The 20,553-nt window shown below is 67.5% G+C and carries 19 protein-coding genes; 12 read left to right on the top strand and 7 right to left on the bottom strand.

All coding sequences use genetic code 11. The features are described from left to right. Positions 1–3: 3 nt before the first annotated feature. Positions 4–810 (bottom strand): enoyl-CoA hydratase/isomerase family protein, encoded by an 807-nt coding sequence (locus AC5Y36_RS11605; protein WP_500041095.1) that lies wholly within the window; start codon positions 808–810, stop codon positions 4–6. A gap of 73 nt (positions 811–883) precedes the next feature. Between AC5Y36_RS11605 and AC5Y36_RS11600 the strand changes: the two genes are divergently transcribed. The 3 genes from AC5Y36_RS11600 (at position 884) to AC5Y36_RS11590 (ending at position 3,695) form a co-directional block, all read left to right on the top strand. Next, complete coding sequence (locus tag AC5Y36_RS11600) at positions 884–1,576, top strand: hypothetical protein (RefSeq protein ID WP_500041044.1); 693 nt, start codon at positions 884–886, stop codon at positions 1,574–1,576. After that, entirely contained in the window at positions 1,573–2,451 is an 879-nt protein-coding gene (locus tag AC5Y36_RS11595; protein ID WP_500041043.1) for an enoyl-CoA hydratase/isomerase family protein, read from the top strand. Before AC5Y36_RS11600 ends, AC5Y36_RS11595 begins: the two co-directional genes overlap by 4 nt. Before the next feature lie 68 nt (positions 2,452–2,519). Then, positions 2,520–3,695, top strand: a complete 1,176-nt coding sequence (locus tag AC5Y36_RS11590; protein ID WP_500041042.1) for a thiolase family protein — start codon at positions 2,520–2,522, stop codon at positions 3,693–3,695. A 118-nt stretch (positions 3,696–3,813) separates the two neighbouring features. Here the strand turns inward: AC5Y36_RS11590 and AC5Y36_RS11585 are convergent, their stop codons facing one another. Then, complete coding sequence (locus AC5Y36_RS11585; RefSeq protein WP_500041041.1) at positions 3,814–4,539, bottom strand: TetR/AcrR family transcriptional regulator; 726 nt, start codon at positions 4,537–4,539, stop codon at positions 3,814–3,816. A 212-nt stretch (positions 4,540–4,751) separates the two neighbouring features. Here AC5Y36_RS11585 and AC5Y36_RS11580 point away from each other — a divergent pair, with 212 nt between their 5' ends. The 8 genes from AC5Y36_RS11580 (at position 4,752) to AC5Y36_RS11545 (ending at position 13,414) form a co-directional block, all read left to right on the top strand. Next, positions 4,752–5,513, top strand: coding sequence for a crotonase/enoyl-CoA hydratase family protein (locus AC5Y36_RS11580; protein ID WP_500041040.1), 762 nt, complete (start codon positions 4,752–4,754; stop codon positions 5,511–5,513). A gap of 38 nt (positions 5,514–5,551) precedes the next feature. Further along, positions 5,552–6,559 (top strand): dihydrodipicolinate synthase family protein, encoded by a 1,008-nt coding sequence (locus tag AC5Y36_RS11575; protein ID WP_500041039.1) that lies wholly within the window; start codon positions 5,552–5,554, stop codon positions 6,557–6,559. Positions 6,560–6,682: 123 nt separating this feature from the next. After that, the gene (locus AC5Y36_RS11570) at positions 6,683–7,555 is read left to right on the top strand and encodes an enoyl-CoA hydratase (protein WP_500041038.1); all 873 of its coding nucleotides are present in this window, start codon (positions 6,683–6,685) and stop codon (positions 7,553–7,555) included. Then, positions 7,530–8,744, top strand: a complete 1,215-nt coding sequence (locus tag AC5Y36_RS11565; RefSeq protein WP_500041037.1) for an amidohydrolase family protein — start codon at positions 7,530–7,532, stop codon at positions 8,742–8,744. Before AC5Y36_RS11570 ends, AC5Y36_RS11565 begins: the two co-directional genes overlap by 26 nt. Further along, complete coding sequence (locus tag AC5Y36_RS11560; protein ID WP_500041036.1) at positions 8,741–10,354, top strand: acyl-CoA synthetase; 1,614 nt, start codon at positions 8,741–8,743, stop codon at positions 10,352–10,354. The genes AC5Y36_RS11565 and AC5Y36_RS11560 overlap by 4 nt, the downstream gene beginning before the upstream one ends. Further along, complete coding sequence (locus AC5Y36_RS11555; protein WP_500041035.1) at positions 10,351–11,193, top strand: amidohydrolase family protein; 843 nt, start codon at positions 10,351–10,353, stop codon at positions 11,191–11,193. Before AC5Y36_RS11560 ends, AC5Y36_RS11555 begins: the two co-directional genes overlap by 4 nt. A gap of 4 nt (positions 11,194–11,197) precedes the next feature. Continuing rightward, positions 11,198–12,244: an acyl-CoA dehydrogenase family protein gene (locus AC5Y36_RS11550; protein ID WP_500041034.1), complete on the top strand. Its 1,047-nt coding sequence runs from the start codon at positions 11,198–11,200 to the stop codon at positions 12,242–12,244. Between the two features lie 9 nt (positions 12,245–12,253). Further along, positions 12,254–13,414 (top strand): acyl-CoA dehydrogenase family protein, encoded by a 1,161-nt coding sequence (locus AC5Y36_RS11545; RefSeq protein WP_500041033.1) that lies wholly within the window; start codon positions 12,254–12,256, stop codon positions 13,412–13,414. 100 nt (positions 13,415–13,514) lie between these two features. On the opposite strand, the gene AC5Y36_RS11540 is transcribed toward AC5Y36_RS11545, so the two are convergent. The 4 genes from AC5Y36_RS11540 to AC5Y36_RS11525 form a co-directional block, all read right to left on the bottom strand. Beyond that, positions 13,515–14,744: an amidohydrolase family protein gene (locus AC5Y36_RS11540; protein WP_500041032.1), complete on the bottom strand. Its 1,230-nt coding sequence runs from the start codon at positions 14,742–14,744 to the stop codon at positions 13,515–13,517. An 86-nt stretch (positions 14,745–14,830) separates the two neighbouring features. Further along, entirely contained in the window at positions 14,831–15,976 is a 1,146-nt protein-coding gene (locus AC5Y36_RS11535) for a thiolase family protein (protein WP_500041031.1), read from the bottom strand. Continuing rightward, positions 15,973–16,398: a Zn-ribbon domain-containing OB-fold protein gene (locus AC5Y36_RS11530; RefSeq protein WP_500041030.1), complete on the bottom strand. Its 426-nt coding sequence runs from the start codon at positions 16,396–16,398 to the stop codon at positions 15,973–15,975. The genes AC5Y36_RS11535 and AC5Y36_RS11530 overlap by 4 nt, the downstream gene beginning before the upstream one ends. A gap of 71 nt (positions 16,399–16,469) precedes the next feature. After that, positions 16,470–17,684, bottom strand: a complete 1,215-nt coding sequence (locus AC5Y36_RS11525) for a CaiB/BaiF CoA transferase family protein (protein ID WP_500041094.1) — start codon at positions 17,682–17,684, stop codon at positions 16,470–16,472. Positions 17,685–17,838: 154 nt separating this feature from the next. On the opposite strand from AC5Y36_RS11525, the gene AC5Y36_RS11520 reads away from it, so the two are divergent. Then, positions 17,839–19,302 (top strand): aldehyde dehydrogenase family protein, encoded by a 1,464-nt coding sequence (locus AC5Y36_RS11520; RefSeq protein ID WP_500041093.1) that lies wholly within the window; start codon positions 17,839–17,841, stop codon positions 19,300–19,302. A 3-nt stretch (positions 19,303–19,305) separates the two neighbouring features. Here the strand turns inward: AC5Y36_RS11520 and AC5Y36_RS11515 are convergent, their stop codons facing one another. Continuing rightward, positions 19,306–20,511: a cytochrome P450 gene (locus AC5Y36_RS11515; RefSeq protein ID WP_500041029.1), complete on the bottom strand. Its 1,206-nt coding sequence runs from the start codon at positions 20,509–20,511 to the stop codon at positions 19,306–19,308. Positions 20,512–20,553: the final 42 nt, after the last annotated feature.

Here is a 20,553-nt window from a genome sequence, read left to right as displayed (position 1 = left end):
CGGCTAACGACCCTTGAACTCGGGTGGGCGTCGCTGACTGAACGCAGCCAGCCCTTCCTTGAAATCAGCTGTCCGGCAGGACAATTCCAGGTTGAACAGCTCCTGGGTCAAGGACGCCGCCAGGCTTGCCTGCTGGCCGTGGTTGAGGGCCTGTTTGGTCAGCCCGATCGCGACCGTGGGTCCGTCGGCCAGGCGGGCCAGCAGTTCCTCGGCGGCGGCATCCGGGTCGGCGGCCGCCTGATGGATCAGCCCCCAGTCGGCGGCGTCGGCGCCGCTGACCTTCTCGCCGAGCAGCAGCATCCGCCGGGCCCGGGCCAGGCCGATCAACCGGGGCAGCAGCCAGGTGGAACCCGAATCCGGGCTGAATCCCCGGGACACGAAGGGTTCCCAGAACACCGCGTCGGGCGCCGAGACGGTGAAGTCGGCCGCCAGCGCCAGGTTGGCGCCCAGGCCGACCGCCCAACCGCGGACGCTGGCGACCACCGGCAGTTGGATGCTGTGGATCAGCTCGATGACCCGGTGCGCGGTATTGGGGATGCGCCGAACCAGATCGCCGGCGCGGGGACGGCCGCCGCCGGTATTGGTGGCCACCCAGTCCGCGCCGCTACAGAAGTCGGTCCCGGCGCCGCGCAGGTGAACGGCCCGCAGCGTGTCGTCGCTGGACGCCGCCGTCAACACGGTCACCAGCGTGTCGATCATGTTATGGCTCAACGAGTTCCGGCGCTCAGGGCGGTCCAGGGTGATCCGCAGCAACGCACCGTCGCGATGCGTCAGCACCGAGCCCTCGGTCGCATCGTCGGTCACGGTGATGTCCGCCCTTCCGTCGCTATATCGTTACCCATACAGTAGGCTATACGATTGTCGCGAGTCGAGGGAAGTTCGGATGGCGGAAGGCACGGGCGTGTCAACAACCGCGGGGGTCACCCGCTACGGGGAACAGCCGCTGGAACAGACGGTCGCCGCCGCCGCGGCGATGCGTCGATTGACCGGGTTGCTGCTCGCCGTGGAGCACCCGCATCCGGCGGTGGATGACATGCTGGCCCGCTTCGCCGGCTGGGAACAGCAGCTGGCCGCGGTCGCCCCGCCGAACAGCGCGCCGCGGATCGGCGCGGACGGCGGTAGCGACCACCGTGTCTATCTGAGTCATGCGTTCGACATCGGCGCGTTCAATCCGTGTTTCCCGGAATATCGCTTCGACCACCTCGGCGTCGAGACCGCCTCGGGCCGGGTGACGTTCCCGCTGAACTACGAGGGTCCGCCGGGGCTGGTGCACGGCGGATTCCTGGGCGTGTTCTTCGACTGCGTGATCCAGCATCAGAGCTGCGCGGCGCAGCTGGCGGGACGCACCCGGACGCTCTCGGTGACCTTTCGGCGGCCCACGCCCGTCCTGACCGAGCTGACCTTCGACATCGTGCGCACCGAAGACGAGCGCGGCATCACCTCGGTGGTGCGGCTGCGTCACGACGACGAGGTGCTGTGCACCGGTGAGGCCAACACGGTCGCGTCGCCGCCGGAAAAGCTGACCGGCTACCAATTCGGCGGGCGACGGCCCGGGAAGGAGGATCCTGTCCGATGACGCCCGCAGATCCCGACGGCCGTGTGCTCTTCGACGTCGACTACGACGAACGCATCGCCACCATCACCTTGAACAACCCCGCGCAGCGCAACTCCTATGACGCCGCGATGCGTGGTGCCGTGGCCCGCTGCCTGGATAAGGTCGCCGAGGACGACGATCTGGTGGTCGTGCTGCTGCGCGGCGCCGACGGGGTGTTCTCCACCGGTGCCGACATGAACAACGCCTACGGCTGGTACGGCGAGGGTGCCGAGAAGGCGCCGACCAAGAGTCGGCCCAGCCAGCGGCGCCGGCTGACGGTGGACCGCAAGACGTTCGGCTTCTATCACAACCTGATGGGCTTCCCGAAGGTCACCGTGGGGGAGATCAGCGGCTACGCCCTGGGCGGCGGCTTCGAGATGGCGCTGATGACGGACATCTCGGTGATCGGGCGGACCACCAGGATCGGCATGCCGGCGGTCCGCTTCCTGGGACCGGCGCTGGGCAGCCTGCACATGTTCTTTCACCGGCTCGGGCCGGTGCTGGCGCGACGGTTGCTGCTGACCGGCGACATCATCGAGGCCGGCGCCGTCGAACACCTCGGTGTGTTCACCGAAACCTGTGCGCCGGACATGGTTTCGGCGCGGGCACGGTACTGGGCGCGTAAGGCGGCCAAGATGCCCGCCGACGGCGTGGTGATCGCCAAGGAGGCGTTCCGGCTGGTCGAGCAGAGCCAGGCCTACCAGGGCGAGGAAGTGGCCAGCTATCTGTTCCACGCCTACGGAACCAATCTGCAGTTCTCGCCCGGCGAGTTCAACTTCGTCAAGACCCGGGCCCAGCACGGAACCAAGGAGGCCTTCCGGCTGCGCGACGAGCACTTCGAGGTCCCCGAGCCCTGAGGCCGGGTACCGGTCGGCCCGGCTCACTGCTAGGTTTACATAAACGTCTCATAGTGTAAGGTTGCAGAATGTCCACTCCTGTCATCGTCGGTGCCGTTCGGACCGCCATCGGACGCTCGTTCAAGGGAACCTTGGTCAACACTCCGCCGGAGACGCTGATCACCACCGTGCTGCCCGAGGTGGTGCGCCGCGCCGGCCTCGAGTCCAGCGCCATCGATGACATCATCTTCGCTGAATCCCACTACGGCGGGGGTGATCTGGCGCGTTACGCCGCCGCCAAATGCGGGATGGAAACTGTTCCCGGCCAGTCCGTCAACCGGCACTGCGCGGGCAGCCTGACGGCGATCGGCAACGCGTCGGCGCAGATCGGCTCCGGCATGGAGCGGGTGCTGATCGCCGGCGGGGTGCAGTCACTGTCGATGACGCCGCTGACGAAGTGGCGGGTGCCCGGGCCGGAGGTGAGCTTCATCGAGCCGTGGATGCCGCCGACGCACCCGGAGACCCCGGACGCACCCACCCGCGACATGTCGATCACGGTGGGCTGGAACACCGCGCAGGCGGCGGGCATCACCCGCGAGGAGATGGACGCGTGGGCGGCGCGGTCACATCAGCGGGCGATCGCTGCGATCGACGCCGGCAAGTTCGTCGACGAGATCGTGCCGCTGAAGGTGGAGTTGCCCGACGGATCGGTGATCGAGTTCAGCGTCGACGAGTTCCCCCGTCGCGACACCACCGCCGAGAAGCTGGCCGGCCTGAAGGTGCTGCACCCCGAGATCGAGGGGTTCTCGATCACCGCGGGCAACAGCAGCGGCACCAACGACGCCGCGGCGGCGGTCGCACTGGTGGACCGCGACTACGCGGACACCGAGGGCCTGACCGTGATGGGGACGGTCAAAGCCTGGGCGTCCGTGGGTGTCGCGCCGCGTGACACCGGACTGGGCGGGGTCAAGGTGATCGGCAAGGTGCTGCAACGGGCCGGGCTGCGCCCCGCCGATGTCGCGCTGTGGGAGATCAACGAAGCGTTCGCGTCGGTGCCGATCGCGGCATGCCGCGAATACAGTCTGGACGAGGAGAAGGTCAACTTCTTCGGCAGCGGTTGCAGCCTGGGGCATCCGATCGCGGCGTCCGGGGCCCGGATGGTGACCACGTTGGTCTACGAGCTGCAGCGCCGCGGTGGCGGCATCGGGGTGGCCGCGATGTGCGCCGGCGGCGGCCAGGGCGGCGCGGTCGTCGTCGAGGTCTAGACCGGCCTTATCCGCCGACGGCGCTGCATGACTCGCGAGATTGCATCGTGGAACGAAACGTGTGAGTGGCGCTGTCCCTGACGGCAATCTCGCGCTGACGCGGGCTATCCGGCGCAGGTCACTTGGTACGTGACCGCTTCTTGCCCGACTCGATCAACCGGCTGGCGTGGTCGAGGATGCAATCGAGGCCGTACTCGAAATTCGTGTCGTCGGCCGCGCCGATCCGATGCCCCTCGCTGGTGACCTGCGCCAGCAGCGGCGTCGTCTCGGCATCGATGACCATGACCTCTTCGAAGTCACCGGGACCGTCGTCGGCAGCCTCCCGGTTCTTCTCGTAGAGCCGGCGCAGCACCACCGATCCGCGGACGTGAACCGAGATCGCCGAGTAGGTGTCGAACGCCTCCTCGGCGGACAGCCCGGCCTCGACGAGGCTGGCGATCGCCTTTTCCACCTCCTGCACACCCAGCCGGGCGGCGCGCGGACTCAGCGCTGCCCGGATCAGGATCAGGTCGCACAGGATCGGGTTGGCCAGGAACGCCTTTCGCATCGTGCGGGCGTGGTTGCGGAGGGTCTCGCTCCACTCGTTGGCTTCGACATAGGGGGTGGCGAACACGAACTGCCGCAACGCCCGATTCGTCATCGCGTTGAGCAGGTCGTCCTTCTTGCGGAAGTACCAGTAGATGCTGGTGACCCCGACACCGAGATGCTTGCCCAGCAGCGGCATGCTCAGGTTGTCCACCCCGACCTGCTCGGCGAGTTCGAACGCACCGTCGATGATGTCGTCGGGATTGATCGATCCGCGTTCACGCCGCTGGCGCTTCTCAGCGGTTGCTTGCTTGGCCACGGCGGGCACCTCCCGGGGGTTCGTTCCTGCACATGTGGTTCGGCGACACTGCCTGACCAGCGATGGGTCGCGGTCCGTCGTGCGCGGTCAACCATACCGGCGAGCGGCCGACGGGCCCGCCGGGCGCACGGGGACGGGTTCTCATCCTTCAACTGTAACGCCTATGGTAAGGATTCTGGTAAGTATCGATCCGGCGAGGGAAGGATGGTTCGGTGTCAGAAGCGGTGCTGCGGGAGCGCCAAGGGCGGACTCTCATTATCACTATCAATCGGCCGGAGGCCCGCAACGCGGCCAACAAGGCGGTCGCCGAAGGCTTGGCTGCGGCCTGCGACGAACTCGACGACACCCCCGAGCTGTCGGTCGGTGTACTGACCGGGGCGGGGGGCAATTTCTGCGCCGGGATGGACCTGAAAGCGTTTGCCGCCGGCGAACTGGCGTACGTGCCCGGCCGGGGTCTGGGCTTCACCGAACGGCCGCCGCGCAAGCCGCTGATCGCCGCCGTCGAGGGGCACGCGGTGGCCGGCGGCACCGAGCTGGTGCTGGCCACCGACCTGGTGGTGGCCAGCAAGGGCGCGAAATTCGGTATCCCCGAGGTCAAGCGGGGGCTGGTGGCCGCCGGCGGCGGATTGCTTCGCTTGCCGCACCGCATCCCCTATCAGAAAGCGCTGGAGTTGGCGCTGACCGGTGAGACGTTCACCGCCGAGCAGGGCGCCGAGTGGGGTTTCGTCAACGTGCTGACCGAACCGGGCGAGGCGCTGGCCGGGGCGATCGCGCTCGCCGATCGGATCACCGCCAACGGGCCGTTGGCGGTGGCGGTGACCAAGGAGATCATGGTCCAGGCTGCGGGCTGGTCGCCCGATGAGATGTGGCAGAAGCAAATGGAACTCATCACACCGGTGTTCTCCTCGCACGACGCCAAGGAGGGGGCCATCGCGTTCGCCGAGAAGCGGGCACCCAACTGGACCGGCAGCTAGCCGCCGTCGAGGACGTCACCGCGGGGTAGGAGTCGAGGATGGCGACGGCACGCGACGCGCGAGAGTGGGCGCGCGGGGCGCTGCGCGGAATCGGTGACTCGCTGTACACCCCGTTCTGCGGGGTCGACGGCGAGGACATCGACGTCGACGCCTACCGCGCGTTGGTGCGGTACTGCGTCAGCGATCTCGGGCATCCGATGCTGTGGTGCACCAGCGGGGTGGGCGAATTCTGGTCGTTGACCATCGCCGAACGCAAACGCCTGCTGGAGGTCGCGATCGCCGAGGCGCGCGCAGCCAACCCCGACATCATCATCCAGGCCTGCACCGCGGCGACGTCGGCCAAGGACTGTCTGGACCTGACCCGGCATGCCCAGCAGGCCGGTGCCGACATCGTCTACATCCAGACGCCGATGATGGAAACCCACGGTGGTGAAGGGGTGTTGCGCTTCTTCCGCTACATCAGCGAACGCACCGACATCGCGCTGGGGATGTTCAACTCGCCGTCCTCGGGCTACGTGCTCAGCGCGGCCGAAAGTGCCCGTCTCTATGCGGAAATCCCGGCGGTGTGCGCCACCAAGGAGGGGGCGTTCCGGCCGGTCAACAGCCGGATGCTGCACGAACTGGCACCCGGCCTGGTGATCTGGGAATGCGACAAGACGGTGTATCGCGCCGGATGGCTGCGCGAGGGGATCGTGTGCCCGGCGCAACTGGGCACCACCGGCTACCTGTTCGAGACGCCGCAGCGCCGACTGCTCAGCGAGTACTGGGCGTTGATCATGGCCGACCGGCTGATCGAGGCCATGGACTACGGGCGGCAATCGGGGCTGGACCAGTTCGACCTCGACATGGGGTCCTGGCTGACCCGCTATCCCGGCCGCCCCGACTACTTCACGCACTGGGGCGGCGCCTTCAAGTACGCGGCGTCGCTGCTGGGCCTGCCGGTGGGCGGCTACCCGCATTCCCGGCCTCCGCAGGCGGAGCTGCCGGCGGCGGCCCGCGAGCAGATCAGCACCGCCTACCGCCGGCTGGGGCTGATCGGCGAATAGGCCCCTGACCAGCGAACAGGTGACGACGTAGTGCGCCGTGGCGACTTGCGCGCGCCGCTACCGAAAGGTATACAGTATGAGTAATCACGAAGCGGTGTCGTCAACGGCGAGGAGGTGTCGCGGGTGAGCGTGGTCAGGGATTCCGACCGTCAAGACGCCGTGCTGTACGACGTCACCGCCGGCGGCGTCGCGATCGTGACCCTCAACCGCCCGGAGCGCCTCAACGCGTGGGGACCCGACATCTCCTCGGGCTTTTACCGCGCGATCGACCGGGCCGAAGCCGATCCGGCGGTGCGTGTCATCGTGCTCACCGGAACCGGTCGCGGTTTCTGCGCGGGCGCCGACCTCGGCGGGTCGGGGTCGATCGATGAAAAGCTCGGCGACGGCGACACCGACGTCACCACGTTGGTCGGTGAACGGCACCCGCATTTCCTGACTGCGCTGCGCAAGCCCATTGTGGCCGCCGTCAACGGTGCCTGCGTCGGTATCGGCCTCACCCACGCACTGATGTGTGACGTCCGGTTCGCCGCTGCCGGAGCAAAATTCGCCACCGCGTTTACCCGCCGTGGACTGATCGCCGAATACGGAATCTCCTGGATTCTGCCGAGGCTGGCCGGCTGGGGTGCGGCGATGGACCTGCTGCTGAGCGGGCGCACGTTCTACGCCGAGGAGGCGCAAACGCTGGGTCTGGTCAAGGAAGTGGTGGCACCCGATCAACTCATGGCCCGTGCCCTGGCCTACGCGGAGGACATCGCCCACAACTGCTCACCGGCGTCGTTGGCGGTGATCAAGCAACAGGCGTACGACGATGCGCTGCGTGATGTCGGCGAGGTCAGCGCACACGCCGAAACGCTGATGCACGAGTCGCTGCTGCGGCCCGACGTCGTCGAGGGCATCACCAGCTTCCTGGAGAAGCGGCCGCCGAAATTCCCGCCGCTGAACCCCTCTGCTCACGGAAAGGATTACGGCGATGACGCTGGACTATCGAGCCATTGACGCCGATAACCACTACTACGAGCCGGTGGACTCGTTCACCCGGCATCTGCCCAAGGAATTCACGCGCCGCGGCGTGCAGATGCTCACCGAGGGCAAACGCACCTTCGCCGTCATGGGGGGTGTGATCAACCAGTTCATCCCGAACCCGACGTTCGATCCGATCATCGAACCCGGCTGCCTGGATCTGTTGTTCCGCGGCGAGATCCCCGAGGGCGTCGATCCGGCATCGCTGATGAAGGTCGACCGCCTCGGCGATCACCCCGAATACCAGGACCGCGAGGCGCGGGTGAAGGTGTTGGACCGGCAGAACCTCGAGATGGTGTTCATGTTGCCGACGTTCGCCTGCGGCGTGGAGGAGGCACTCAAGCACGACGTCGAGGCAACGATGGCGTCGCTGCATGCGTTCAACCTCTGGCTCGACGAGGATTGGGGTTTCGACCGTCCCGACCACCGGTTCATCTCGGCACCGATGATCTCGCTGGCCGATCCCGAGAAAGCCGTCGACGAAGTCGAATTCGTCCTGGAACGCGACGCCAAGATGGTGCTGGTGCGGCCCGCTCCGGTGCCCGGGGTGGTGAAGCCACGGTCGTTGGGCGACCCGCTGCACGATCCGGTGTGGGCGCGGTTGGCCGAGGCCGGTGTTCCGGTCGGCTTTCACCTGTCCGACAGTGGCTATCTGGCGATCGCGGCGCTGTGGGGTGGTCAGGCGAGGTTCGAAGGGTTCGGCAAGAAGGATCCGCTCGACCAGATTCTGCTCGACGATCGGGCGATCCACGACACCATGGCCTCGATGATCGTGCACCAGGTGTTCAGCCGTCATCCCGCGTTGAAGGTCGCCAGCATCGAGAACGGCTCCTACTTCGTGTACCGGTTGATCAAGCGACTCAAGAAGGCCGCCAACACCGCCCCGTACCACTTCAAGGAAGATCCGGTGGAGCAGCTGCGGAACAATGTTTGGATCGCCCCCTACTACGAGGACGACGTCAAGTTGCTCGCCGAGACCATCGGGGTGGACAAGATCCTGTTCGGCTCGGACTGGCCGCACGGCGAGGGGCTCGCCGACCCGATGACCTTCACCGCCGATATTCCGCAGTTTCCCGAGTTCAGCGCCGAAGACACCCGGAAGGTGATGCGGGACAACGCCTTGAACCTGCTCGGCGCCAACGTCGCGGCCACCGCGTCCCCGTGAGCGAATGGACGATCGGGGCCGTCCTCGACGCGATCGCGGACGCCATCCCCGATCGCGTGATGACGATCTGCGGGGAGCGTCGCAGCAGCTACGCGCAGGTCGCCGAACGCACCCGGCGGTTGGCGAACTTCCTGGCCGGCCAGGGCTTGGGCGCCCACCGGCAACGGGAGACGCTGCATCGTTGGGAGTGCGGCCAGGACCGGGTCGCGCTGATCATGCACAACGATCTGTACCCCGACATGGTGATCGGGTGTCTGAAGGCGCGCACCGTCCCGGTCAACGTCAACCACTACTACGCGCCACGCGAAGTCGCCGAACTGCTGGACTACGTCAAACCGCGTGCCGTGATCTACCACCGGTCACTGGGAGCCACATTCGCCGATGTGTTGGCTGCCGCGGGTGTGGCGCTGGCGATCTCGATCGACGACGGCAGCGACGCCGCGGAACTGCCGGGCGCAGTCACCCTGGCGGACGCGCTGGAGCAGGGCGACGCCGACTGCGCCACACCCGGATCGCCCGACGACGTGTTGATGATCTGCACCGGCGGCACCACCGGGCGCCCCAAGGGCGTGCTGTGGCGGCAAGGTGACATCTACGTCTCATCGATGAACGGCGCCGACCACGACACCGTCACCGAGATCCACGACAAGGTGCGCCATTGCGGCGCGCCATGGTTCGCGGTGTCGCCGCTGATGCACGCGGCCGGAATGTGGACGGTGTTCTCCGGGGCGCTGAGCGGTCAGACCGTCGTGCTCTACGACACCCGGACCCGATTCGATCCCCGCATCGCCCTGGAAACCGCCGAGCGGGAAAAGGTCGGCATGATGACCATGGTCGGTGACGCTTACGTCGCGCCGCTGGTGGAGGAACTCGGCCGACGCAGCTACGACTTGTCGTCGCTGTTCGCCATCGGCACCGGAGGCGCGGCGACCAATCCGAAATATCAGCGCGCGCTGCTGGACTACCTGCCGCAGATCACCTTGATCAACGGCTACGGCTCGTCGGAGACCGGCAACATGGGCTTCGGTCACAGCCAGCGCGGCGCGCGGCGCGACACCTTCGAGCTGCGCACCGGCGGCCTGCTGGTATCCGCCGACTACCGCCGCTTCCTCGCCCCGGGTGACCGTGAAACCGGCTGGGTGGCAAGGACCGGACGAATCCCGCTGGGCTACTTCGACGACGCCGACGCCACCCGGCGCACTTTTCCCGAGGTCGACGGTGTGCCGGTGGTGATCTCCGGGGACCGGGCGTCGATCGAAGACGACGGCACACTGCGGCTGTACGGCCGCGACTCGCTGGTGGTCAACACCGGCGGCGAGAAGGTGTTCGTCGAAGAGGTGGAGGAAGTTCTGCGCGCCCACCCCGGGCTTGCCGACGCGCTGGTGGTGGGCCGGCCCAGTGAACGGTGGGGGCAGGAGATCGTCGCGGTGGTCGCCTTCCACCCGGGTGCGGCCGTCAGCGCCGCCGAACTGCACGCGCACTGCACCGCGACGCTGGCCCGGTTCAAGGCGCCCAAGCAGTTCGTCGTCGTCGATGCCGTCCGCCGCCTCGGCAACGGTAAGGCCGACTACCGCTGGGCGAAAGACACTGCACGACAAGGGGTGACATGACCGATGAGCCACGCCGGGCGATCGACTGCCTGGTCAATGTGCATTTCGGCGAAACCGAGCAGCAGCCCGGCTGGATGCTCAAGGTGCGCGACGACTACTTCAAGGGTCCCGAGTCGATGTTCGCCCCCGTCGAGATGGCCGAGTTGCTCGACGAGATGGACTCTCAGGGCGTGACCAAGGCGATCCTGATGGACTCGCTGGTCAAGCCGTCGGTCACCGCCCGCAAATTCGTCGAAGCCCGGCCGGACCGGTTCAGTTTGGCGATGGGGGGAATGAACCTGCTGCGCCCGGTGGCCTCGCTGCGGGAGCTGTCGGCCGTCGTGGCCGATCTGCCCGTCGTGTATGCCGCGGTGGGACCCAGCTTCTGGGGCGACGGGCAGTATCCGCCCAGCGACGCCGTGTACTACCCGCTGTACGCCAAATGCGCCGAGTTGGAGTTGCCGCTGTGTATCAACACCGGGATTCCCGGGCCGCCGATCCCCGGCGAAGTGCAGAACCCCATCCATCTGGATCGGGTCTGTGTCCGATTCCCGGAACTGCGGCTGTGCATGATCCACGGCGCTGATCCGTGGTGGGACATCGCGATCCGGTTACTGATCAAATACAGCAACCTGCGCCTGATGACCTCGGCGTGGTCACCGAAACGACTGCCGGACAGCCTGCTGCACTACATGCGCACCCGCGGCCCGAACAAGGTGATCTTCGGCTCGGACTGGCCGGTGCTGAAGATGCGCCGGGTGGTGCCGGAGGCGAGCGCACTGCAGTTGCCCGCCGACGTGCTGGACAACTACCTCTACAACAACGCGCAGGACTTCTTTTTCACCGGACAGGAGCAGTAACGCCATGGACCGCTACGAACTGCGCAGGCTTGACTACAGCCTGTCCGAGGACCACACCGCGCTGCGGGACGCCTACCGGCAGTTCTTCAAGACGTACTGTGCGATCGAAACCGTGCGCGCGGCGGAGGCATCCGGGTTCGACAAGAGCCTGTGGGAACGGCTGTGCGCGATGGGTGCGACGACCATGGCGCTGCCGGAATCCGCCGGCGGCGACGGGGCGACAATGGTCGACCTCACTCTGGTCGCCGAAGAGATCGGCCGCACCCTGGCCCCGGTGCCCTGGATCGACCACGTCTGCGCTGCGCGGCTGCTGGCGGGTTTGGGGACGGTGTCGGCGGAGATCGTGGCCGGCCGGCAGGTGGTCGCGATGGACCCCGCGCTGCATCCGGTCGACGGCGTCCGGCTGATCGCCGCGGGCTCGATCGCCGACCACATCATCATCCGCGACGGCGCCGACGTGGTCCTGCTCAGCTTCGGAACCCGGCCGGCCCGCGTCGACAACATCGGCAAGCTGCCGATGGCCTGGGTGGACCCCGGCGCCGCCGACCAGCGCACCGTGCTGGCCAGCGGCCCGGACGCTGTCGCGCAGTATCAGCGGGCACTGGATGAGTGGCGGCTGCTGACGGCGGCGGCCCTGGTCGGTCTGGTCGAGGAAACGATGACCATCGCCGCGGAGTTCGCCAAGACCCGCTACACCCTGGGGGTGCCGATCTCGACGCTGCAGGCGATCTCACATCCGCTGGCGAACATGGCCATCGCCGTGCAGGGCGGGCGCGGATTGTCCCACCGCGCTGCGTGGTTCATGGACAACGAGCCGGCCGAGCGTCCGGAGCTGGCGCCGTCGGCGTTCGTGTTCATGGCCGAGGAGGCCGCCAAGGCAGCCACCATGGCGGTGCACATCCAGGGCGGTCTCGGTGTGTCGGCGGAGGCCGCCGCCACGGCCTACCTGGTGCGGGCCCGTGGCTGGCCGCTGGCCGGCGGAGACCCCGGGGCCACCGCGGTGTACATCGCGCAACTGGTGGCCGCCCGCGAAGCCGCGGCACAGGTTTAGGAGCAACCGATGGATTTCTCACGCGTCGAACTGTCCGCCGACGACAAGGCCTTCCGCGACGAGGTACGCACCCTGCTGGGCACGGTTGTCACCGAGGAGGTGATCCGACGCGACCGGGAGACCGGTGACAACTTCGACGAGGGCGTGCATCTGGCGCTGGGCGCGGCCGGGTATCTGGAGGCCGAATGGCGCTCGGAGGCCGATGGCGGGTTCAGCCGGGTGCGCCGGCGCATCTGGGAGCTGGAGAAGCGGCGCTACGAAGTGCCCTGGGTGACCTGGGGAACCACCTCGATGGTGGCGCGGTCGGTCGCGAAATTCGGCTCGCCCGAGCTGCGGGACGAGGTCATGCCGCGGGTGTTCAGCGGCGAGGTCCGGTTGTGCCTGGGCTACACCGAACCCGAAGGCGGCTCGGATGTGGCGACCTGCAAGACCCGCGCGGTGCGCGACGGCGACGGCTGGCTGATTAACGGCTCGAAGATGTTCACCACCGGCGCGCACAACTGCCAGTACGTGTTCCTGATCACCAACACCGACCCGGACGCGCCAAAGCACAAGAGCCTGACCATGTTTCTGGTTCCGCTGGACTCACCCGGCATCGAGATCCAGGGCATCCGCACCGTCGACGGCGACCGCACCAACATCGTCTACTACAGCGACGTCCGGGTCGACGACCGCTACCGCCTCGGCGAGGTCAACGGTGGCTGGGCGGTGGTGCGCGAACCGCTGGACGCCGAACACGGCGCGGTGGCCGCCGCCGTCGACGGCCTGGCCGATGTGTCGATCATGATGCACCAGGCCATGTTCATGTGCGAGGCCGCCGACCATGTCGCGGCACTGGTCGGGCGTCGCGGCGTCGACGACCGCTCGGTGGCCTACCGGCTCGGACGCAGCACCGCCCGGATGGAGGTCGCGCTGTCCACGCCGAGCATCTTCGGTCGCGTGGCGATCGCCCAGACCATGCGGGACATCTCACCGGAGTTGATGGACATCGGCGGTGCGGTGACGGCATTGCCGATCGGCGCCGAGGGCGGTGCCGGCGACCGCAGCGAATACGTCTACCGGTTCGCGCCGCTGGTCGGTATCTACGGTGGCACCCTGGAAGTGTTCCGCAACATGATCGCCCAATACGCCCTGGGTTTGGGAAAACCCAACTACTCCCCGGCCCGATAGCGCGAACAGACGCAAATATGCCCAAAACGAGGGCTTTTTGGGCACATTTGCGTCTGCTCGCCGGGGCCGGGGCCGGGGCTGGGGCTGGGGCCGGGGACCGTCAGGTCCGCGCCAGAGCCGGTGGATGCCCGGCGGCCGGGTCGGGGTTGGCGATCGGCAGGCCCATGAACCGGCGGGCGTTGTCGCCCATGAAGTCGTAGGTGCGGCGCACGTCCATGCCCTCGGCGTACTTCCAGATGCCCTTGGGTTCGGCCAGACCTTCCGGGTGCGGGTAGTCCGAGCCGAACAGCACCCGGTCCCAGCCGACGGTGTCGACCACGTCGGCCACGCACCCCTCCCAGAACGGGCTGACCCAGATGTTGCGGCGGAACACGTCGTGCGGGTGTTCCGGGAAGTTCTGCGGCATCTTCTTGCACAGGTCCTCGAAGTCACCGAACAGCGGGTAGATCCATGAGCTGCCGTTCTCCACGCTGGCGATGCGCAGCTTGGGGAACCGGGTCAGCGTGCCGTGGCAGATCAGGCTGGTGATCATGTCGGCGATCTCGCGATGGCCAAACACCATCCAGCGGAAGGCGCTCTGCGCCATGAAGTTCTGCGTGTGCGGAGGCTCCCAGCGGCTGACGTAGTCGTCGAGTGGCGGGTAGCTGGCATGCAATACGATGGGCAGGCCGGCGGCCTCCACGTCACGCCAGAACGGGTCGAACTCGGGCAGTGCGGGGGAGCGCCACCCGTGCAGGCCGTTGACCGGTCCCGGCTTGATCAACGCGACCCGGGCGCCGTTGTCCAGCAGATAGGCGAGCTCCCGCTGGGCGGCATCGACCTCGGACAGGTTGATGATCGGCGTGGAGAAGATCCGGTCCCGGTACACGTAGCCCCAGTGCTCGAGCATCCACTGGTTCAGCGCGTGAATGATCGCCAGCGTCAACTGCGGGTCCTCGGCGCTGGAGTGTTCGACGAGGCTGGCGAGCGTCGGGTAGTTCAGCGCCTCGACCACACCTTGCCGATCGAGCTCGGCCAGCCGGTCGTCGGGGTTGCGGGTGGCGGCCGGGGCGTCGATCGCCGGCCCCTGCATCTCGCGCAGGGTGAGACCCTCGACGTTGTCGCCGGCGAAGAACTTCTCATGCGCGCCGGGAGCCGCGACCCGCTCGAAGGTGGGGTTGGGGATGAAGTCGGTGACCTTGCCGTTGATCACGATCCGCGTCTGGCGGCCGAACTGGGCGAACTGGACTGCCCGTGAGTACTTCTCGGGAAGGAACTTCGTCAGCGACTCCGGAGTCTCGTACATGTGCTGATCGGCATCGAAGATCGGTGCGTCACGAAACTGAGTCATGGGGGTCCTCTCTGTACACGGCGAGCAGACGCAAAAGTGCCCAAAATGGTGGCTTTAAGGGCACATTTGCGTCTGCTCGCCGGGGATCAGGTGGTCAGGATGGTGGCGGCCGCCGTGCCGGGGGCACCGTAGAGCTGGGCGAAACCGACCCTGGGCGCACCGGGCACCTGGCGATCCCCGGCCTGGCCGCGCAGCTGGCGCACCAGCTCGTGGATCTGGCGCAGCCCCGACGCGCCGATCGGCTCGCCGTTGGCGATCAGCCCGCCGTCGGTGTTGATCGGCAGGGCGCCGCCGATCTCGGTGGCGCCGTCGGCCAGCAGCCGCTCCTGCTCGCCGTCGGCGCAGAACCCGCACTCGGCCATGTGGATGACCTCCGCGCCGGCATCGGTGTCCTGCAGCTGAATCACGTCGACGTCCTGCGGCGCGACGCCGGCCCGCTCGAACGCCGCGCGGGCCGCATAGACGGTCGGGGCGAGGTCCTCGGCGACCGGGGCGAACGTGGTGTTGACCTCATAGGCACCGTAGCGACGGGTGCGCACCTCGACGGCGCGCAGGTACACCGGCTTGTCGGTGTAGCGGTGGGCGATGTCGGCCCGGCACATCACCACCGCGGCCGCACCCTCGTCGGGCGCACAGAACATGTACTGGGTCAGTGGATAGTTCAGCATCGGCGACGCCAGGATCTCGTACTCCGGAATGGGTTTGCGGCGGAACGCATTCGGGTTCAGCGCGCCGTTTCGGAAGTTCTTGGCGGCAACCTTGGCCAGGGTGGCCTGCGAGATGCAGTGGTCGTGCAGATAGCGATTGGCCTTCATCCCGAAGAACTGGGTGGTGAGGTACTGGCCGTTCTCGGCGTACCAGCGCGGCATCCCGACGAGGGCCGGATCCTCGGTGAACGCGCCGCGCGGATGCTTGTCCAAGCCGACGGCGATCCCGATGTCGTAGTCGCCCAGCCGGATTCCGTCCGCGCAGGCCTTGGCGGCGCTGGCCGCGGTGGCGCAGGCGTTGAACACGTTGGTGAACGGAATCCCGGACAGTCCCACCATCCCGACGATGGCGTCGGGGTTGGCCACCGTCCAGCTGCCTCCGGTCGCGGCGCCGATGTCCGACCACTGCACGCCGGCGTCGGCCACCGCGGCAAAGATGGCGTCCACACCCATTTCCATCGCTGACTTGCCCTCGAAGCGGCCGAATGGGTGCAGGCCGACACCGATGATGGCGACCTCGTTCATGACCGCGCCTCGCCGGGTCGGAAGGCAAAGGTGAGGATCTCGTTGCCGTCGTCGTCGGTGTTCAACGGCACCATCGTCAGCTCGACGGACATCCCGAATTCCAGCTTGTCGGGGTCATTCTCGGTCAGCCGGCCCTCGACACGGATCACGTCGCCCAGTTGCACCAGACCCACGCCGAACGGCACGAACGTCGCACCGGTCGCGCCGCGGTAGGGCGGTCCGGGCGGGAAGCCCTGGGTGGTCCACGCCACCAGCGTGCCGCTGCGCGGCAGCAACTCCCGGGTCATGGCGTCGCTGCTGCATCGGGGGCAGCGCTGCTGTTCGGGAAACACCGTCGCCGAACACGCGCCGCACCGGCTGCCGACCAGCTGCGGATGGTCCTCCGGCCAGGTCGTGATGTCGGGCGCGAGAGCCTTCTGCATGAATCCTCCTGGTGTGCGTAGGGGGCGGAAAAAGTCGAGTGGGCTGCGCCGTCAGCGCAGAGTCAACGCGGTCAGGCGATCGCCCCGGACTCCTTGAGCTCAGCGATACGGTCCCAGTCCAAACCCAACTCCATCAGCACCATCTCGGTGTGCTCGGAGGCCTGCGGGGCCCGGCTGGTCTGAAGCGGTTCATGGTTGAACTGGACGGGCCCGCGAACCACCCGCAGCGGTGCTCCGCCGTCGCCGGCCTCCACCTCGACGATCATGTCGTTGGCGATCGCCTGCTCATCGGTGCTGAGTTCGATGAAGCTCTGTGCGGGCGCCCACTGGCCCTTCATCGTCTTCAGATGCTGCCGCCAGTACGCGAACGGCTTGGCGGCGACGGCCGCGACGATCAGTTCGCTTGCGGCTTCGGCGTTCTCCATCAACGGCAGCACGTCGGCGAAACGGGGGTCGTCGGCGACCTCGCCGATACCCAGATGCTCGAAGGTGTCCCGGATGTAGCCGGTCGGGCTGACGATGCACAGGTTGATGGTGCCGCCGTCGGAGGTGAGGTAGTTGCCCAGGAACGGATTGAACGGCGAGCCGCCGGATTGTGGCATCTCCGAGCGCATCGTCTCCCCGGTCTCCATGCCCTGCGTCATGCTCGCACCCGCCGCCCACCAGGCGGTGGACAGCAGCGACACATCGACCTCCAGGGCCTGCCCGGTCCGTTCCCGATGCAGCAGGGCGGCCGAGATCCCACCGGCGATGTTCATCCCGCCGATCGAGTCCCCGAACGCCGGGATCCCCTGGGACACCAGGCCGCCCAGGGCTTCCGGGCTCAACGCGTGGCCGACTCCGCTGCGGGTCCAGAACGCGGTGCCGTCGAACCCTCCGACATCGCGTTGCGGTCCCTTGTCGCCGTAGGCGCTGCCGCGGGCGTAGATGATGGACGGGTTCACCGCCCGGATGTGCTCGAGGTCGAACTTGTTCTTCTGCCGGGCTGCGGGCAGATAGTTGGTCAAGAAGACGTCGGCGGTGCGGGCGAGTTCGTACAGCACCTCCTGGCCGTCGGCGGTGGAGATGTCGATACCGACGCTGCGCTTGCCGCGGTTGGGGTGCTCGATCAGCGGATGCCGGTCCGGGTCGAGTTGGAAGCCGCCCATGTTGACGAAGCCGCGCTGGGTGTCGCCGCGCACCGGGTGCTCGACCTTGATGACGTCGGCGCCCCAATCCGCCAGGATCGCGCCGGCGGCCGGAACGAACGTGAACTGTGCCACCTCGAGGACCCGCAAGCCCTCCATCACCTTGATCACCGCAGCCCTCTCCCGCCGTCGCCGAGATGATTCTACTGTAATGTTTACCGTTGTACATCCCGGACAGGTAGGAGATCTTGTGAGCGACGTCGCTACCAGCGTGGATGTCGGGGAGCGGGCAGCCGAACGCGCCGAGACGCGGATGCTCATCGACGGTCGGCTGGCCGGGGCGGCAAGCGGCGCCGAGTTCGACAACCTCAGCCCTGCGACCGGCAGGCTGCTGGGACGCACCGCGGCGGCCGGCACCGAGGACATGGATGCCGCCATCGGCGCCGCCCGACGCGCCTTCGACGACACCGACTGGTCGACGAACCGCAACCTGCGCCGCCGGTGCCTGGAGCAGTTGCAGGCGGCACTGGAGGCCGAGCAGGAGGAGTTGCGCGACGAGCTGATCGCCGAGGTGGGCTGCCCGGTGCTGACCACCGCGACCGCGCAGCTGGACTGGCCGCTGGCCGACGGGCTGCGTTATCCGGCGCGGCTGATCGACGATTTCGAGTGGGAGCGGGTGCTGGACGGCGGCGGCCTTTTCGGCGAACGCAATGTGCGCACCGTGGTCAAGGAGCCGATCGGTGTGGTCGCCGCCATCACCCCGTCCAATTTTCCGATCGAAGTGATCCTCAACAAGCTCGGCCCGGCCCTGGCGACCGGCAATACCGTCGTGCTCAAGCCGGATCCGAACACACCGTGGAACGCCACCCGGCTGGGTCGGCTGATCGCGCAGCGCACCGACATTCCGGCCGGCGTCGTCAACGTGGTGCCGACCCCGTCCAACGAGGTCGCCGGCCTGCTGGGCACCGATCCCCGGGTCGACATGGTTTCGTTCACCGGTTCCACCGCCGTCGGCAGGCTGCTGTTGCAGCAGAGCGCTGACACGATGCGCCGGACTTTCCTTGAGCTGGGCGGCAAGTCGGCGCTGATCGTGCTCGACGACGCGGACCCGGCCAAGCTCGCCCCCGCCGCGTTCGGGGTGTGCGTACACGCCGGACAGGCCTGCGCTGCCACCACCCGCATGCTGGTGCACCAGTCGCTGTTCGAGGAGGCGGTCGCCACCGTCACCGCGACCTTCCAGGCGGTGCCGGTCGGTGATCCGGTCGCACCGCACACCCTGGTCGGCCCGCTGATCAGCGCAGCCCAGAAGCAGCGGGTGCTGGCCGCCTGCGACCAGGCGCGCCGCGACGGGGCTGAATTCACCACCGGAGGAGGATCGTTCGAGGATCTTCCGGAGCATCTGGCCGGCGGGCACTATGTGCAGCCGACCGTGATCGTCGGTGTGGACAACAGCGCGGCCATCGCGCAACAGGAGGTGTTCGGTCCGGTGCTGGTGATGCTGCCGTTCGCCGATGACGACGACGCCGTCCGGCTCGCCAACGACAGCGCCTACGGCCTGGCCGGTGCGGTGCTCTCGGCCTCCGGTGAACGCGCGATGGGCATCGCGCGGCGGATCCGCACCGGGTCGATCGGCGTCAACGGCGGCATGTACTACGGCGCCGACGCGCCATTCGGCGGCTACAAGAGCAGCGGAATCGGCCGCCAGTGCGGGATCGAGGGTTTCGGACAGTATCTGGAGACCAAGACCATCGGGCACCGCGCGCCGCGGCGGGCGTGAGCGCTACCGGACGTCGAAACGGACCGGCAGCGCCCGCGGCGACCGGAACGGCTGACCGGAGATGTGCGGGTTGTCCGCGCCGAGCAACTCGAGGTTGATCACCCGGTCCAGAAGCGTTTCCAGCGCAACCCGCATCTCCATGCGCGCCAGGTGCAGCCCCAGACAGGTGTGCTCGCCGGCGGCGAACGTGATGTGCGGAATCCACTTGCGGGAGATGTCAAAGTCCTCCGGACGCTCCCAGCGCTGCTCGTCGCGGTTCGCCGAGCCGACACAGACGTCGATCACCGCGCCGGCCGGGATCGCGACTCCCTCCAATTCGGTGTCGCGGGTAGCGGTGCGCTGCACGGTCGTCAGCGGTGTCTCGTAGCGCAGCGCCTCCTCGATGGCTGCGCCGATCAAGCCACGATCGGCGCGCACCGCGTCGAGTTGGTGGGTGCGGGTCAGCAGCAGGAACAGCAGATTGCCCGAAGCCCGGTAGGTGGTCTCCAGCCCGGCCGGCAACAGCAATCGCAGAAACGAGAAGATGGCGTCGTCGCTGAGTTTTTCGCCGTCGACCTCGGCGCCGACCAGGTCACCGATGATGTCCGGGCTCGGTGCGGATCGGCGGATGTCCATCTGCGCCAGGAAGTAGTCCTTGAGGGCCGCCGATGCGGTGAACGCGCGCTGGTAGTCGACGGTGTAGCTGATCAGTTCCATCGCCCGCCGGCGGAACCAGGCCAGGTCTTCCTGCGGCAGTCCGAGCAGTCGGGCGATGACCCGGGTGGGGAACTCGAAGGTGAAGTCGTGCACCAGGTCGGCCGAACCGGCATCGACGAACTCGTCGATCAGTGCCGTGCAGACCGGGCGGACGATATCGGGCTCCCAGTGGGCCAGGGACTTCTGTTTGAAGGCCGCGGAGACCAGGTTGCGGTGCTTGCGGTGGACCTCGCCCTCCATCGCCAGGATGGTCGGCCCGATGAACAGGCCGATGGTGGTGTCGTAGATTCGCGAGTCGAACGACTTGGCGTCGCGGAAGACGGTGTTGACCGCGTTGAACGACATCGCGGCGTAACTCTGCTTGGGGCGCAACGACTCCGGGGTCTTGGAGTAATCCATCACCGTGCCCTCGAAGACACCGGCGGTACGACGCTGTTGGGCGAAGAAGGGATAGGGGTCGCGCAGATAGTCGGCGCGTGGCACGCCCGCGACATCCTGGACTAGACGTTCCACGGCTGCTCTCCGTCCTAACTGTAATGGTTACAGTATAGTAGA

This window comes from Mycobacterium sp. NGS50, from assembly GCF_059812545.1.
The sequence above is the reverse complement of the archived record's forward strand: the minus strand, read 5'-3'. Positions and strand labels throughout refer to the sequence as shown.